This is a genomic window from Chromobacterium sphagni, assembly GCF_001855575.1.
In the GTDB taxonomy this organism is placed as follows: Bacteria; Pseudomonadota; Gammaproteobacteria; order Burkholderiales; family Chromobacteriaceae; genus Chromobacterium; species Chromobacterium sphagni.
The window spans coordinates 3,393,694-3,408,047 of the sequence record NZ_MKCS01000001.1 but is presented as its reverse complement, the minus strand read 5'-3'; the positions used below and the strand labels follow the sequence as shown (position 1 = coordinate 3,408,047).

At 61.7% G+C, this 14,354-nt stretch carries 13 protein-coding genes; 3 read left to right on the top strand and 10 right to left on the bottom strand.

Going from position 1 to position 14,354, the window contains the following annotated elements; translation table 11 throughout:
• Positions 1–36: 36 nt before the first annotated feature.
• From BI347_RS15420 to BI347_RS15400, 5 genes are all read right to left on the bottom strand, one after another.
• Complete coding sequence (locus tag BI347_RS15420; RefSeq protein ID WP_071113292.1) at positions 37–240, bottom strand: DUF2788 domain-containing protein; 204 nt, start codon at positions 238–240, stop codon at positions 37–39.
• A gap of 4 nt (positions 241–244) precedes the next feature.
• The gene (locus BI347_RS15415; RefSeq protein ID WP_071116254.1) at positions 245–1,153 is read right to left on the bottom strand and encodes a DMT family transporter; all 909 of its coding nucleotides are present in this window, start codon (positions 1,151–1,153) and stop codon (positions 245–247) included.
• Positions 1,154–1,233: 80 nt separating this feature from the next.
• On the bottom strand, positions 1,234–2,460 hold the full coding sequence (locus tag BI347_RS15410) for an argininosuccinate synthase (protein WP_071116253.1): 1,227 nt from the start codon (positions 2,458–2,460) through the stop codon (positions 1,234–1,236).
• Between the two features lie 48 nt (positions 2,461–2,508).
• Positions 2,509–3,432 carry an ornithine carbamoyltransferase gene (gene argF / locus BI347_RS15405; protein ID WP_071116252.1) on the bottom strand — a complete coding sequence of 308 codons (924 nt, stop codon included), beginning with the start codon at positions 3,430–3,432 and terminating at the stop codon, positions 2,509–2,511.
• A gap of 193 nt (positions 3,433–3,625) precedes the next feature.
• On the bottom strand, positions 3,626–5,584 hold the full coding sequence (locus BI347_RS15400) for an aminotransferase class I/II-fold pyridoxal phosphate-dependent enzyme (protein ID WP_071113296.1): 1,959 nt from the start codon (positions 5,582–5,584) through the stop codon (positions 3,626–3,628).
• Between the two features lie 160 nt (positions 5,585–5,744).
• Here BI347_RS15400 and dinG point away from each other — a divergent pair, with 160 nt between their 5' ends.
• From dinG to BI347_RS15385, 3 genes are all read left to right on the top strand, one after another.
• Positions 5,745–7,868, top strand: coding sequence for an ATP-dependent DNA helicase DinG (dinG, locus tag BI347_RS15395; RefSeq protein WP_071116251.1), 2,124 nt, complete (start codon positions 5,745–5,747; stop codon positions 7,866–7,868).
• Between the two features lie 117 nt (positions 7,869–7,985).
• Positions 7,986–8,300, top strand: coding sequence for a DUF3579 domain-containing protein (locus tag BI347_RS15390; protein ID WP_071113297.1), 315 nt, complete (start codon positions 7,986–7,988; stop codon positions 8,298–8,300).
• A gap of 173 nt (positions 8,301–8,473) precedes the next feature.
• A complete protein-coding gene (locus BI347_RS15385; RefSeq protein ID WP_071116250.1) occupies positions 8,474–9,640 on the top strand; it encodes a porin in 1,167 nt (388 codons plus the stop codon).
• 68 nt (positions 9,641–9,708) lie between these two features.
• Here the strand turns inward: BI347_RS15385 and BI347_RS15380 are convergent, their stop codons facing one another.
• The 5 genes from BI347_RS15380 to BI347_RS15360 form a co-directional block, all read right to left on the bottom strand.
• A complete protein-coding gene (locus tag BI347_RS15380; RefSeq protein WP_239690895.1) occupies positions 9,709–10,479 on the bottom strand; it encodes an endonuclease in 771 nt (256 codons plus the stop codon).
• Between the two features lie 174 nt (positions 10,480–10,653).
• Positions 10,654–12,657: a M13 family metallopeptidase gene (locus BI347_RS15375; protein WP_071116441.1), complete on the bottom strand. Its 2,004-nt coding sequence runs from the start codon at positions 12,655–12,657 to the stop codon at positions 10,654–10,656.
• Between the two features lie 73 nt (positions 12,658–12,730).
• A complete protein-coding gene (locus BI347_RS15370) occupies positions 12,731–13,153 on the bottom strand; it encodes an ExbD/TolR family protein (protein WP_071113299.1) in 423 nt (140 codons plus the stop codon).
• Between the two features lie 10 nt (positions 13,154–13,163).
• A complete protein-coding gene (locus tag BI347_RS15365; protein ID WP_071112310.1) occupies positions 13,164–13,598 on the bottom strand; it encodes an ExbD/TolR family protein in 435 nt (144 codons plus the stop codon).
• Positions 13,599–13,604: 6 nt separating this feature from the next.
• Complete coding sequence (locus BI347_RS15360; protein ID WP_071112309.1) at positions 13,605–14,348, bottom strand: MotA/TolQ/ExbB proton channel family protein; 744 nt, start codon at positions 14,346–14,348, stop codon at positions 13,605–13,607.
• Between the last annotated feature and the right edge of the window lie 6 nt (positions 14,349–14,354).

Sequence of the window (14,354 nt, the reverse complement as noted above, 5' to 3'; positions counted from 1 at the left end):
AAAAGCCCCGGGCATGGCGCCGGGGCTTTTTGCAGGCTACTTGCTGAGCAGAAACTCCACCAGGATGTTCTTGAACACGAAGCCGGACACGCCGAAGCCCAGCACCAGGAACAACACGATCATCCCGGTCTTGCCGGCCTTGGACTTCTTGCCCAGGTCCCAGATGATGAAGCCCATGAAAATGATCAGGCCGGTCAGGCAGACCACCAGCGATACATTGGCAAATTGCTCTTCGGACACGATCTCAATCCTTGCTGGCCGGGGCCAGGCTGTTTGGTAGACGGATGCGGCCGCCGCTCAGCACCAGCGCCACCCCTGCCGCAGCCAACAAGATACCCCCGCAGGCCAAGGCGCTCAAGCGCTCGTCGAACAGCCACCAGGCCTGCAGCGCCGTGAGCCCCGGCACCAGGTACAGATAGCTGGCCACTTTACCGACATCGCCCTCCCGCAGCATGCGCAACAGCAGCAGGATGGCCAGCACCGACAGCATCAGCACGCTCCAGCCCAGCGCGAACGCGAACTGTCCGCTCCACACCACCGCCTGGCCGCGTTCGAAGCATAGCGCTAGCGCGCCGGTGATGGCCAGCGCCGACAAATACTGGTGGAAAGTGCCGGTGATCGGGTGCACGCCCTGCCCTCGCCGTTTCTGGTACAAGGTGCCGATAGTGATCAGCAGCAGGGCCGCCACCACAAAAATGATGCCGGGGTTGCCGCTCAGCGCCAACTCCTTGCTGCCCAGCACCACCAGCGTGGTGCCCAGCAAGCCCAGCAACATGCCCAGCCACTGCGCCGCGCCGAAGCGCCGCTCGCCCAGCCGCCAGGCCAGCAAGGCCGTCAGCAAAGGCTGCAAACCGACGATCAGCGCCGCCAGCCCGGCCGGCACGCCCAGCTTGATGGCGGCGAACAAGCCGCCCAGATAGCCGCCGTGCAGCAAGGCCCCGCTCACCCACTGCCGCCGCGCCTGCGCCAGCGTCGGCCAGGCCGGCCGCATCGCGGCGATCAAACCGGCGAAGCACAAGAGGGTCAACCCCATGCGGATGGCCAGGAAGGTGAACGGCCCGCAATACGGCAGGCCCAGCTTGGCGCCGGTGAAACCGGTGCTCCACAACAATACGAATACCCAGGGTATCCACTGGCTGGCGGCGATGCGCATCGCAAGCTCCCGAAACAGGCCGGCAATGAAAAACGGCCTCCCTGGAGGCCGTCATGCCGAAGGTATAAAACCGGATTGTATCAGCCGCGCTTGTTGCGCGCATTGGCGGCGATGCGCATCCGCAAGGCGTTCAGGCGAATGAAGCCGGCCGCGTCGGCGTGATTGTAAGCGCCGCCGTCCTCGTCGAAGGTGGCGATATTGGGGTCGAACAAGGAGTCGGTTTTCGATTCGCGGCCCACCACGACCACATTGCCCTTGTACAGCTTCAGCCGCACCCAGCCGTTGACGGTGGCCTGGGAGGCGTCGATCAATTGCTGCAGCATCTGCCGCTCCGGGCTCCACCAGTAGCCGGTGTAGATCAGCTGCGCGTACTTGGGCATCAGCTCGTCCTTCAGATGCGCCACTTCGCGGTCCAGCGTGATGGATTCGATGGCGCGGTGCGCCTTCAGCATGATGGTGCCGCCCGGGGTTTCGTAGCAGCCGCGCGACTTCATGCCGACATAGCGGTTCTCGACGATGTCCAGCCGGCCGATGCCGTGCTTGTTGCCCAGGCGGTTCAGCTCGGTCAGCACCGCGGCCGGGCTCAGCGCCGCGCCGTTGACGGCGACGATGTCGCCCCGCTTGTACTCCAGCTCCAGATATTCCGCCTGGTCGGGCGCGTTCTCCGGGCTGACGCTCCACAGCCACATGTCTTCGTCCGGCTCGCGCGCCGGATCTTCCAGCGAGGTGCCTTCATAGGAGATGTGCAGCAGATTGGCGTCCATCGAGTACGGGCTGCCGCCGTTCTTCTTCTTGCTGATGTCGATGCCGTGGGTTTCGGCGTAGGCCAGCAGCTTCTCGCGCGACAGCAGGTCCCACTCGCGCCACGGCGCGATCACCTTGACGTCAGGCTTCAACGCGTAATAGCCCAGCTCGAAGCGCACCTGGTCGTTGCCCTTGCCGGTGGCGCCGTGCGACACCGCGTCGGCCCCCACCTGGTTGGCGATCTCGATCTGGCGCCTGGAGATCAGCGGCCGGGCGATGGAGGTGCCCAGCAGGTACTCGCCTTCGTAGACGGTGTTGGCGCGGAACATCGGGAACACGTAATCGCGGACGAACTCCTCGCGCAGATCCTCGATGAAGATGTTTTCCGGCTTGATGCCGAGCGAAACCGCCTTCTGGCGCGCCGGCTCCACCTCCTCGCCCTGGCCGATGTCGGCGGTGAAGGTCACCACCTCGCATTGGTAGACGTCCTGCAGCCACTTGAGGATGACGGAGGTATCCAGACCGCCGGAATAGGCCAGTACTACTTTCTTGATATCAGACATTGCGTTGCTTCCTACGTATTGTTTGCGGATCGGCTGCCGGGCGGGACTTCAGTCCTCGCGGTGTCCCAGCAGCAGAAATTCGATCAGGGCCTTCTGCACGTGCATGCGATTTTCCGCCTCGTCCCATACCACGCTCTGCGGACCGTCTATCACCTCGGCGGCCACCTCCTCGCCGCGGTGGGCGGGCAGGCAGTGCATGAACAGGGCGTCGGGCTTGGCGTGCCGCATCAGCTCCGCCGTCACCTGGTAGCCGGCGAAAGCCTCGCGCCGCGCCGCCTGCTCGGCCTCATATCCCATGCTGGTGAACACGTCGGTGGTGACCAGGTCCGCCCCGCTCACCGCCCGCACCGGGTCCTGGGTCAGCTCCAGGCGTTCCGAGCCATAATGGCGGCCGTCCAACACCTGCAGCTCATACCCCAGCGGCGACGCCACCTTCAGCTTGAAGCCCAGCACGCCGGCGGCCTGCAGCCAGGTGCGGCAGACATTGTTGCCGTCGCCCACCCAGGCCACGGTCTTGCCCTTGATCGAGCCATTGCGTTCGATGAAAGTGAAAATGTCGGCCAGCACCTGGCAGGGGTGGTATTCGTTGGTCAGGCCGTTGATCACCGGCACCCGCGAATTGGCCGCCAGCCGCTCCGCCTGCCGCTGCTCGAAGGTGCGGATCATGATGATGTCGCTCATCCGCGACAATACGCGCGCGGTATCCTCGACCGGCTCGCCGCGGCCGATCTGCGAGCTCTTGGTGTCCAGAAACATCGCATGGCCACCCAACTGGGCCATGCCGGCCTCGAACGACGCGCGGGTGCGGGTGGAATGCTTTTCGAACACCATGGACATCACCTTGCCGACCAGCGGCCGGTACAGCTCTCCGGCGCTTTGTCGTCGCTTCAGGACCTTGCTGCGCTCGAAGAGGTGGTGGTACTCGTCGGGAGTCAGGTCGCTGAACTGCAGGTAATGCCTTACGGACTTCATGATGCTCCAATCAGGAAAAAAAGAGGCCGCTGCGCGTGCAACACCGGATGGTGGTTTCATGCGCAACGGCACATTACTACACGCTGGTCTCAAGTCACTTTACAAACATCGCACCCCCGCAAAGACATGGTCATGATTTACAGAAATGCGACATTTGTTATATTTATCGGAAATCACCCTGCCTGACAAGCATTCAATTGAACAATCCGCGCCCGGGCAATTCCGCCAGTTCCGCTTGACGCAACACCCGCACGTAGAATTCCCCGCCATCCTCGGCCAAACCATGCATTTCTATGGTTTTTTGCGTCTTTTGCAGCCGCGCCAGATAAGACAGTATGGTGTCGTCTATCACCTGCCCCGGCACCAGCACCGGAATGCCGGGCGGATACGGCACGATCTGGTCGCAGCACACCCGGCCGTGCAGCTCCGCATTGGGCCGGCCGTCGTCATCCAGGAGTGGCAGCCGTTCGCCCGCCTCGTAGAAGGCGTCGCGCGGCAGGCAGGCCAGCCGGCTGAAGTGCGGAATCTCCGGCATCCGTCCCAGCGCGCGCGGCGGGCGGTTCTCTTTCGCCAACCGCAACATCGCGTCGTACAGCCGCGACAGCTTGCTGCGGGTGGTGCCTATGGTGAGCAGCAGCGTGATGGTGCTGAAGGTGGATTTCTCCACCTGGACGTTGTAGCGCTCAAACAGGGCCTGCTGCAGCTCGTCGGCGGTGAAGCCGGAGCGGGTGAAGTCCACCGTCAGCTTGGTGGGATCCAACTGGATGCCGTCCTCCCTCACTTCTTCCGGCAGCAGGTCGGCCAGCTCCAGCACGCGGAAGGCGCCGGTGGAGTTGATCTTCTCGCGCAACTCCTGCGCCAGCTTCAGCGTGCGGTCCAGCAGGCGGTAGCCCTCCATCACCGCCTGCTTGCGCGCCACGTCCAGGCTGGCGATCAGGCTGTACTGCGGGCTGGTGGAGGCGTGCATATTGAAGTTTTCGCGGAACAGGTGCGAGTCGAAGCCGGGGTCGTTGACGTGGATCATGCTGGCCTGCGAGAAGGCGGACAGGATCTTGTGGGTGCTCTGGGTGACGTAGTCGGCGCCGGACTCCAGCGCGGTGGGGCGGAAGGCCGGATGGAAACGCGCGAAGCCGTACCAGGCCTCGTCGACGATCACCTTGATGCCTTTCTCGTGCGCCGCCTCGATGATGGGCTTGAGATCGTAGCGCAGGCCATCGTAAGTGCAGGAAGTGAGGATCAGCACCCGCGCGTCCGGATTGGCGTCTATCGCCGCGAAGATGGTGGTCTTGGGCACAGGGCCGAAGATGCCGTACTGGCGGTTGATCGACGAATCCAGGTACACCGGCAAGGCGCCGGACAGGATCACGCCGTGGTGCACCGATTTGTGACAGTTGCGGTCCAGCAGCAATTTGTCGCCCGGCGCCAGCAGGGTCTGGAAAATCACCTTGTTGGACGTGGAGGTGCCGTTGGTGGCGAAATAGGTTTTCCTGGCGCCGAAGGCCTTGGCCGCCAGCATCTGCGCCTCGGCGATCACGCCGGTGGGATGCAGCAGCGAATCCAGCATCGGCACCGACACCGACAAGTCAGCCCGCAGCAGGTGCTCGCCGACGAAATCGTGGAAATCGCCCACCCACGGACTGCCCTTCAGCGAATCGCCGCCGGAATGGCCCGGCGTATGCCAGGAGTCCTTGGCCATCCGCACATATTGCTTGAGCTTGTCGTAGAACGGCGTGGCGGACTTTTCCTCCAGCTCCGCCGCCAGGATGCGGAACCAGCCGTTGAAGTCGGCCTCGTCGCGGTAGAAATAGCCGTCCACCGCGTGGCTGGCCAGCTCCTCCACCAGCGCCCGCTCGTCGTCGTCCTGCAAAAAGACGTAAAGCGAAATCTCCGGCCGGAAGGCGCTGATGCGGTTGGCCAGTTGCGCCGCCGCCTGGCTGGCGCCCGCCCCCTTCAGCTTGCGATCCACCAGCACTACCTGCATCTCGCCGTCGCGGGCGATCAGGTCCATCGTCTCGGCGCTGGTGGCGGCCGCGATGAACGTCAGGCCAAATGGATTCTCCAGCCGCACGGCGGCGGCTCCCAGTCCGGCCAGCACTTCGGCTTGCCATGTCACATCATCGCTGACCACGAGTACGCGGCTGACGGGTTTCATGATGATCTCTCCTGTGTTTTTGCCGCGCACTGTTATTGGTCTGTCCTGGCCGTACGCGCCATACTGCATGTGTTTTTTGTTTTGCCGCCTATCCTATCCACATCTTGCCGTCGCCGTCATTATGCAGACGCACATTGACCGCATGCGATACAATCGCGCCATGCTGACCGATGCCGAAAAAGACGCGATTCGCGACCATTACCGCACCCTCTCCGACAACCTGCCGGGGTTCCGTCCGCGCGCCTCGCAGCGCCGCATGCTGGCGGAAATCGCCAACACCCTGGCCCGCAGCCTGGAGAAGGACGGCGACGATTGGCCGGAGCGCGGCGGCGAGAGCATAGCCGTGATCGAAGGCCCCACCGGCGTCGGCAAAAGCCTGGCCTACCTGCTGGCCGGCGGCGTGATGGCGCGCGCGCGCGGCAAGAAGCTGGTGGTCACCAGCGCCACGGTGGCGCTGCAGGAGCAACTGGTCAACCGCGATCTGCCCTTCGTGGTGGAAAACAGCGGTCTGCCGCTGACCTTCGCGCTGGCCAAGGGCCGCGGCCGCTACCTGTGCCCTTACCGGCTGTATGGCCTCACCGCCCAGCACTCGCAGCAGAGCCTGCTGCAACCCGACCCGATGATGGCGCTGTGGGATCACAAGCCGGAACAAGCCGAACTGGACGCCCTGTCGACGATGGCTGATGCGTTTCACTATCGAAAATGGGATGGCGACCGCGACAACTGGGACACCATAATCGAAGACGGCCTGTGGTCCCGCGTCACCAACGACCGCCACGGCTGCCTGAAAACCGCCTGCCCCAACCGGGCCGAATGTCCGTTCTACCTGGCCCGCGACACGCTGGAGAATGTCGACGTGGTGGTGGCAAACCACGACCTGATGCTGGCCGACGTGTCCATGGGCGGCGGCGTAATCCTGCCGGCGCCGGAAGAAAGCTTCTACTGCATAGACGAGGCACACCACCTGGCCAAGAAGGCGATCAACCAATTCGCCGCCGAACACTCGCTGGTGCAGGCGCTAGGTTGGCTCGACAAGGTGGGTTCCGTCGTGGTGCACGCCGAAGTGCACACCGGCAAGGCCGAGCTCGCTAGCCAGGCGATAGACTCCGCCGCCGCCTGCGTGGAAACGCTGACCGAATGGCTGTGGCTGCTGGAAGGCGAAGATGTGCTGGCGGCCAGCAGCGACAATCTGGAGCCATCCTGGCTTATCGAGGATGGCATCCTGCCCGAGCGGCTCAAAACCCCGGCCGCCAATATGGCCGGCTCCGCGCGCGCGCTGTCCAAGCAGCTGGACGACATGGGCAACGCGCTATCCGACGCCCGCAAGGACAAGAACGGCGACGGCGACCTGGACAAAACCGCCACCGAGTTGGGCTTCCTGATCGGCCGCGCAGAACAGTTGATGGCGGTTTGGGATTTGTTCGATACCGAAACCGCGGAAAACGCGCCGCCGATCGCCAAGTGGATCACCCGCCGCGCCGAAGGCAAGGGCGACTACCTGTTCTCCGCCTCGCCAGTCAGCGCCGCCGCCAGCCTGGCCGCCACGCTGTGGCGCCGCGCCGCCGGGGCGGTGCTCACCTCAGCCACCCTGCGCTCTCTGGGCGACTTCGAACTGCTGCTGTCGCAAACCGGCCTGAAATGGCTGCCCAAGGTCAGCTGCCTGGCGCTGGATTCGCCGTTCAATTTCGACGAACAGGGCGAACTCTACCTGCCGCCATTGCTGGCCAGCCCGAAAGACCCCGGCGGCCACACCCGCGAAATCATAGAGTGGCTGCCCAAGCTGATAGATCCCTCCCAGCCGGTGGGCACCCTGGTGCTGTTCTCCTCGCGCAAGCAGATGCAGGAAGTGGCTGCGGGGCTGCCGGCGGCGCTGCGCGAACGCCTGCTGATCCAGGGCGAAATTCCCAAACGCACGCTGCTGGACAACCATCACCAACGGCTGAAGGATCAGCAGTCGAGCGTGATCTTCGGCCTGGATTCCTTCTCGGAAGGACTGGACCTGCCCGGCGAAAGCTGCGTGCATGTGATCATCGCCAAGCTGCCGTTCGCCATGCCCGACGACCCGGTCGGCAAAACCCTGTCGCGCTGGATAGAAAAACGCGGCGGCAATCCCTTCATCGAGCTGACCGTGCCGGAAGCCTCGATCAAACTGGTGCAGGCGGTGGGACGGCTGATCCGCACCGAGCGCGACTATGGCCGGGTCACCATTCTGGACAACCGCCTGACCAAGCAAAGTTACGGCAAGAAACTGCTGGCCTCGCTGCCGCCATTCAAGCGCATATGATTTTCAGGTATGATCACGAAACTTTCGCATAAGTAAAAATCGACGGCCGACAAAAAACGCCTTAGCAGCTGCAACAAAACAGGCTACACCAAAAGCACACACACTGGTTCCACCGCCATGATCTGCAATCCATATGAAATAGTGATCCAGGGCCTCACCTCCGAGGGCCGGACTTTCCGCCCCAGCGACTGGGCCGAACGCCTCGCCGGCATTCTGGCCTCCTTCGATACCAGCCAGCGTCTGTCCTACCATGCCTATGTTCGCCCGATGCTGCTGGAAGGCGTGCGTTGCGTGGCCGTCGACAAGAAGCTTGAAAAGATTCACCCGCAGATATTTCAGTTCCTGATGGATTTCGCCAAGGACAACGACTTGCGTGTGGTGGATTGTCGGACACTGATAGACGAGGTTTACCCGAACAAGTTTTCGGCATAATTGCAACAGGCGTCGTTTTTCCACCACTCCTTTTGCCAGTTTGGAAACACTCCCGTCATATTCTGTGGTTAAACTAAGACAAAGTTGTGAAGCAGACGTGCGGAATTTGTTAAGCAGACACGGCCACTTCACTGCTTCATCACAGAACCTCAGACTTGACTTGGAGTTTCCTCATGCAAAAGAAGAATCTGGCAGCACTGGTTGCATCTCTGTTCATCCTCCCGGTAGCCGCGCACGCCGACGTCACCGTCTACGGCTTCCTCAGCGGCGGCATTGAATCCGCCAAGGCCACCGGCAATGGCACCGCAACCAATGAGTACACATCCCGCACTCGCGTCGTAGACCATAACTCCCGCATCGGCTTCAAGGGCTGGGAAGACCTGGGCGGCGGCACCAAGGCGATCTGGCAAGTGGAAAGCAGCCTGCGCAACTTCGAAAATGGCGGCACCAACGACAAGGGCCAGACTGCGAGTTTCGCCACTCGCAACACCTTTGTCGGTATCGACAACGCTGACTTCGGCAAGATCCTGGTCGGCCAAAACGACTCCGCCTACAAGACGTTCACCGGTAGCAGCAACAATGCGCTGGGCACCGACGTCTTCGTGAACACCACCGCCGACAACTTCAACGCCAACTCAGTAAACAGCCGCGGTGAAGCCCGTCTGGCCAACTCCATCCACTGGTTCTCTCCGAACTGGGCAGGCTTCACGCTGGGCGGCTCCTGGGGTGTGGATGAGGCCCGTGGCAACGATGGCAGCGGCAACAGCACTGATGCCAAGCGCATTTCTCTTGGCTTAGGTTACAACTGGGGCAGCCTGAATCTGGCAACAGCCTGGGATAAACAGTACGACAAAGGTGTAGCCGCCAACACCAACACTGCGACTCTCTCCTCCGGCAAAAACATTGCCTTCTACAGCATCGCAGCCAGCTACAAGTTCGACTTTGGCACCTTCATCGGCGGCAACTATGAATGGGGCACCTTTGACCAAGTCGGCGGCGGCCAGCTTAAACAGAATGACTGGCTGATCGCCCTGGGCCAAGACATTGGCCCCGCTTCGATCAAGCTGTCCTACGGCGAGCTGGGCACGCTGAAGAATGTCGGTGCCGGCGTGAACGGCGACGACTTCAAGGCCAAGCAATGGGCTCTGGGCGGCTACTACAACCTGTCCAAGTCCACTCAGCTGTTGGCCTACTTCACCAAGATTACCAACAACGCCAAAGCAACTGCGAACTTCGCCAACAACCCGATCTACTCCAACAATCAGGGTCTACCAAACGCATCGCTGGCTGGCGGCGACGATCCGCAAGCCTTCGGCATCGGCATGAAGGTATCCTTCTAAGCCAACTGCACACGACAGTTACGAAAAAACGCCACGGCAAGCCGTGGCGTTTTTCTTTATCTGCACGATCAGCCACAAACCAGCGGCAAGTCATCCGGCTGCGACACCAGGAAATTGCCCTCCCCCTGCCACTGGATGATCCGCTTGTTGCGCTGGCGTTCCCATTCATCCACCGGGTATTGCCTGGCCCAGGCGCACATTAGCTGCTTGTCCTGCCGGCTCATCTGCAAGCCGTAGCGCTGGTGCATGTACAAGGTGATGCGCGCCGCCGCGCCGCGCACCTCTTCCCGCGGCTGGAAGCGCTTCAGCTTGAAATCCACCAGAGACCGGCACTGGCCGTAGATAGGCCGCGGATGGATTTCCCAAGCGCCGTAGGCGAAGTTGGCACGGTCGCCATTCACCTCCCCCACCGCCGGCACCAGATTATTCAAATCGCCCTCCGCCATCCGGAACAATGGATCGCCGTCGCCGCAGGCCTTGCGCCCGCCCTGCTGCCAGCATTGGCGCTGATGGCCCAGCACCCAGGCCGGCACCACATGCTCCCACTCGATGCGGCTGGCCCGGCTTTCGGATTTTCGCGGCTGATAGCCGCACGACTGCCAATCCACCGCCTTACCCTGATAGCGGCAGCCGCAATAGAAATCGACTTCCATCCCGGAATACACTTTGGGCAGAATACGCTTGGCCGCCGGGAAATCGCGGTGGCCAACCGCCTTGCCTCCGCTGACCAGCGAGGCCGCCTTGACCGGCGCCTCCCCGGACCGAACGTCCGAGCCTCCCCCGGACAGCAGCGCCTCCCCCAGAGCCGCCAACTGCCGCACCTCAGCGGATTTCGCCACCTGCTCCACTTGCCGCGAATCGCAAGCGGCTAGCAGAACGCTGAAAATCATCAAAACAGATATACGCATGGCCCGAAGTGTAAGCACTCGAACCAATTACAGCAATATTATTGTCCAATATCAAACAGCCCGCGCCTTAACGGCGCAGGCTGAGGGGGCACACGGACAATGGACTTACCAGATATGGATGCGTTGGTCCTCCGGCTTGAACATCTTGTCCCCCGGCTTCACGTCAAAAGCCTTTTGGAACGCGTCGCTGTTGGAAGTCGCGCCGATCGCGCGGAATGCTTCGGGCGAGTGCGGGTCCGACACCAGACGCGACAACAAGGCCTCATCCCGCGTCTTGCCGCGCCACACCTGGGCAAAGCCATAAAAGAAGCGCTGATCGCCGCTCATGCCATCTATCGCCTGGGCCGGCTTGCCATCTAGCGACAACTGGTATGCCTTGTAAGCGATCTGCAGGCCCACATTGTCAGCAATGTTCTCGCCCAGCGTCAGCTTGCCGTTGATGTGCTTGCCCGGCAGCGGCTCATACGCCTCGTACTGCGCCACCAGCTTGCTGGTCAACTCATGGAAGCGGGCCTTGTCCTCCGCCGTCCACCAATCGCGCAGATTGCCGTCCGCATCGTACTGGCTGCCCTGATCGTCAAAACCATGGCTGATCTCATGCCCGATCACCGCGCCGATGCCGCCATAATTGGCTGCATCATCCGCCTGGGCATTGAAGAACGGCGGCTGCAGGATCGCGGCCGGAAAAACAATCTCGTTCTGGCTGGGGTTGTAATAGGCGTTGACGGTCTGCGGCGTCATGCCCCATTCCGTCCTATCCACCGGCTTGCCCAGGTGCGACAGCTGCCACTGGTATTCAAAGCGATTGGCGCGCTTGACGTTGCCGACCAGATCGTCCGCCTTCAACTCCAGGCCGGAATAATCGCGCCAATGATCGGGATAGGCAATCTTAAGCATGTATTTCGACAGCTTGACCTGAGCCGCCTGCTTGGTCGCCGGACTCATCCAGCTCAAGCCCTCGATGCTCAGCTGGTAGGCCTTCATCAGGTTGCCCACCAGCTCCTGCATCTTCTGCTTGTTCTCCGCCGGGAAATACTTGGCAACGTACTGCTCGCCCACCGCCTCGCCCAGCGATGACTCCACCAGCTGCACGCCGCGTTTCCAGCGTGGGCGCTGTTCCAGCGTGCCGGACAGGGCCTTGCCGTAAAAGTCGAAACGCGCATCCACCATAGCCTGATTCAGATACGGCGCATAGCCATCCAGAGTGTGCACGACAAGGTAGTCCTGCCAGTTCAACAGCGGCTCCTGGCGCAACAGCTGGGCTAGGGCGCTGACAAACTCCGGCTGGCTGACATTCACCACCGCCAGATCAGGCACGCCGGCGGCGCTGAAGAAACCATGCCAATCGAGTTTTGGCGCCAGCTTCTCCAACTGGGCAACCGTCATCTTGTTGTAGCTCTTTTGCGGATCTCGGTTTTCCACCCTGCTGCGCTGCAGTTGCGCCAGCTTGGTTTCCAGCGCCAGCACCCGGCCAGCGCGCTTTTCAGGCTGCGCATAGCCCGCCTGCCTGAACAACTGCTGCAGATAATGGAGATAGGCCACGCGGGCTTTGACGAAGCGCGGATCCTTGCCCAGATAATAGTCGCGGTCTGGCATCAGCAAGCCGCTCTGGTACATGTCCGGCAGATAAGACTTGGCATCCTTGGCATCGATCCCAACTTCAAACGCCAGCGGCAGACGAACGTTCCCCGCCTGCCAGGCGCCCAGCAAACGCAGCAGCTCATTGCGCCCTGACAACAGGGTAATCGCCTGCAAGTCCGGCTCTATCGGCTGCAAAGCCTTCTTCTCCGCCGCGGCTTCATCCATGAAGCTGGAGTAGATTGCGCCGATGCGCTGTTGATTTCCTCCTGTCCCTGCCTTGGCCGAAGCGTCCTCTATCAGGCTGCGGCTGCGCGCTTCGCTCAGATCACGCAGCTCCTTGAAGGCGCCTTCCCAGGACTCCGCCGCGGGAATCTCATGCGTATCCAACCATTTGCCGTTCACTGCCAGATAAATATCGTCTTGAGGACGCACATCGCGATTAAAATTCTGAGTATCGATACCGGAAAGATCATGCGCCCATGCCTGCCCGGCCAAAGCCAAGGCAAACACCATAAGCTTCAATTTCATTCTCTGCACTCCCTTGTCCATCATGAAAAGAAAGGCAGCCAGAGGCTGCCTTTCCACACGGTCATGCTATGGTTTACTTGACGAACTGTTCCGACCCGACGATGCCCAGCTTCGTCAATCCCAGACGCTGCGACTCCGCCAACACCATCGCCACCGGCGCATAACTCGCGTCCTTGTTCGGCTTGATGTGCAACTCCGGCTGCGGCACCGCCTTGCCCGCCGCCGACAGCTTCGCCTCCAGCTGATCCCGACCCGCCAACCTCTCGCCGTTCCACATCACCGCGTTGTCCGGCGCTATGTCGATCTGCACCACCACCGGCTTCTCCAACGGCTTCGACGGCGTGTTCACCGGCATGTCCAGCTTCACCGCGTGCGTCTGGATCGGTATCGTGATGATCAGCATGATCAGCATCACCAACATCACGTCTATCAGCGGCGTGGTGTTGATTTCCATCATCAGGTCGTCTTCGCCCGACGAACCCACATTCATCGCCATCTCTATTCTCCTAGTTCCGCGCCGGCGGTTCGGTGATGAACGCGATCTTCACGATACCCGCCTGCTGCACCGCCAGCACGATCCGGCCGATCGGCGCATACTTCGCCTCCGCGTCGCCTCGAATGTGCACTTCCGGTTGCGGGGTCTTCTTCGCTTCCTTCACCAGCCGCGCCAGCAGTTCTTCCTGGCTCTTCATCGGCAGCGTGTTCCAGTAAATCGTGTTGTGGGTGTCCACTCCCAGCACGATGTTTTCCGGCTTGGTCTGCGTCGGAATGTTCTGCTCTTTCGGCAGCGTCATCTTCACCGTCTGCGTCACCACCGGCACGGTGATCAGGAAGATGATCAACAGCACCAGCATCACATCCACCAATGGCGTGGTGTTGATCGCCGACAGCACTTGATCCTCTTCCGCCCTGCCGTGGCCAAAGCGTTTGTAACGGGCCATGGCGATTTACCGGGTCGGGTTGTTCAGCAGGCTGGCGTGCAGACGTCCGGAGACCACGCGCACGTTGTCCAGCACTAGCTTGTTGCGGCGCACCAGCCAGTTGTATCCCAGCACCGCCGGCACCGCCACCGCCAGACCGATCGCGGTCATGATCAGCGCTTCGCCCACCGGACCCGCTACTTTATCAATCGAAGCTTGCCCCGAGGTGCCGATCTTCACCAGCGCGTGGTAGATGCCCCATACCGTGCCGAACAGGCCGACGAACGGCGCCGTCGAACCCACGGTGGCGATCACCGACAGGCCGTTCTGCATATGGTGACTGGCCGAATCCACCGCGTCGGAGATCGCCATCGACACCCAGGTGTTCAGATCCACGCGATTGGACAGCTCGCCCTTGTGTTCGCCGGCGGCTTCGATGCCGGCCTGCGCCACCGCGCTGTACATGCCTTCGTCGGCCAGTTCGCTGGCCGCTTTTTGCAGGTCCACGCCGTGGTGGCCCAGCAGTTCGTGTCCCTGCTTGATCAGGCGACGTTGTTCCAGTAGCTTGACGATGCCCACATACCAGGTGGAGGCGGACATAATCAGCAGAATGATCAGGGTGCCGCGCGCGACGAAGTCGCCTTGCGACCACAGCGCGTCGATGCCGTACGGGTTGTCGGTGACGGTTTCCGCCGCCAGCGCCGGCAGCGCGGTCAATGCCGCAGCCGCAGTCAGTACCTTGCCCAGCAGAGCGCGAGTGATTTTAGCCATGGTATT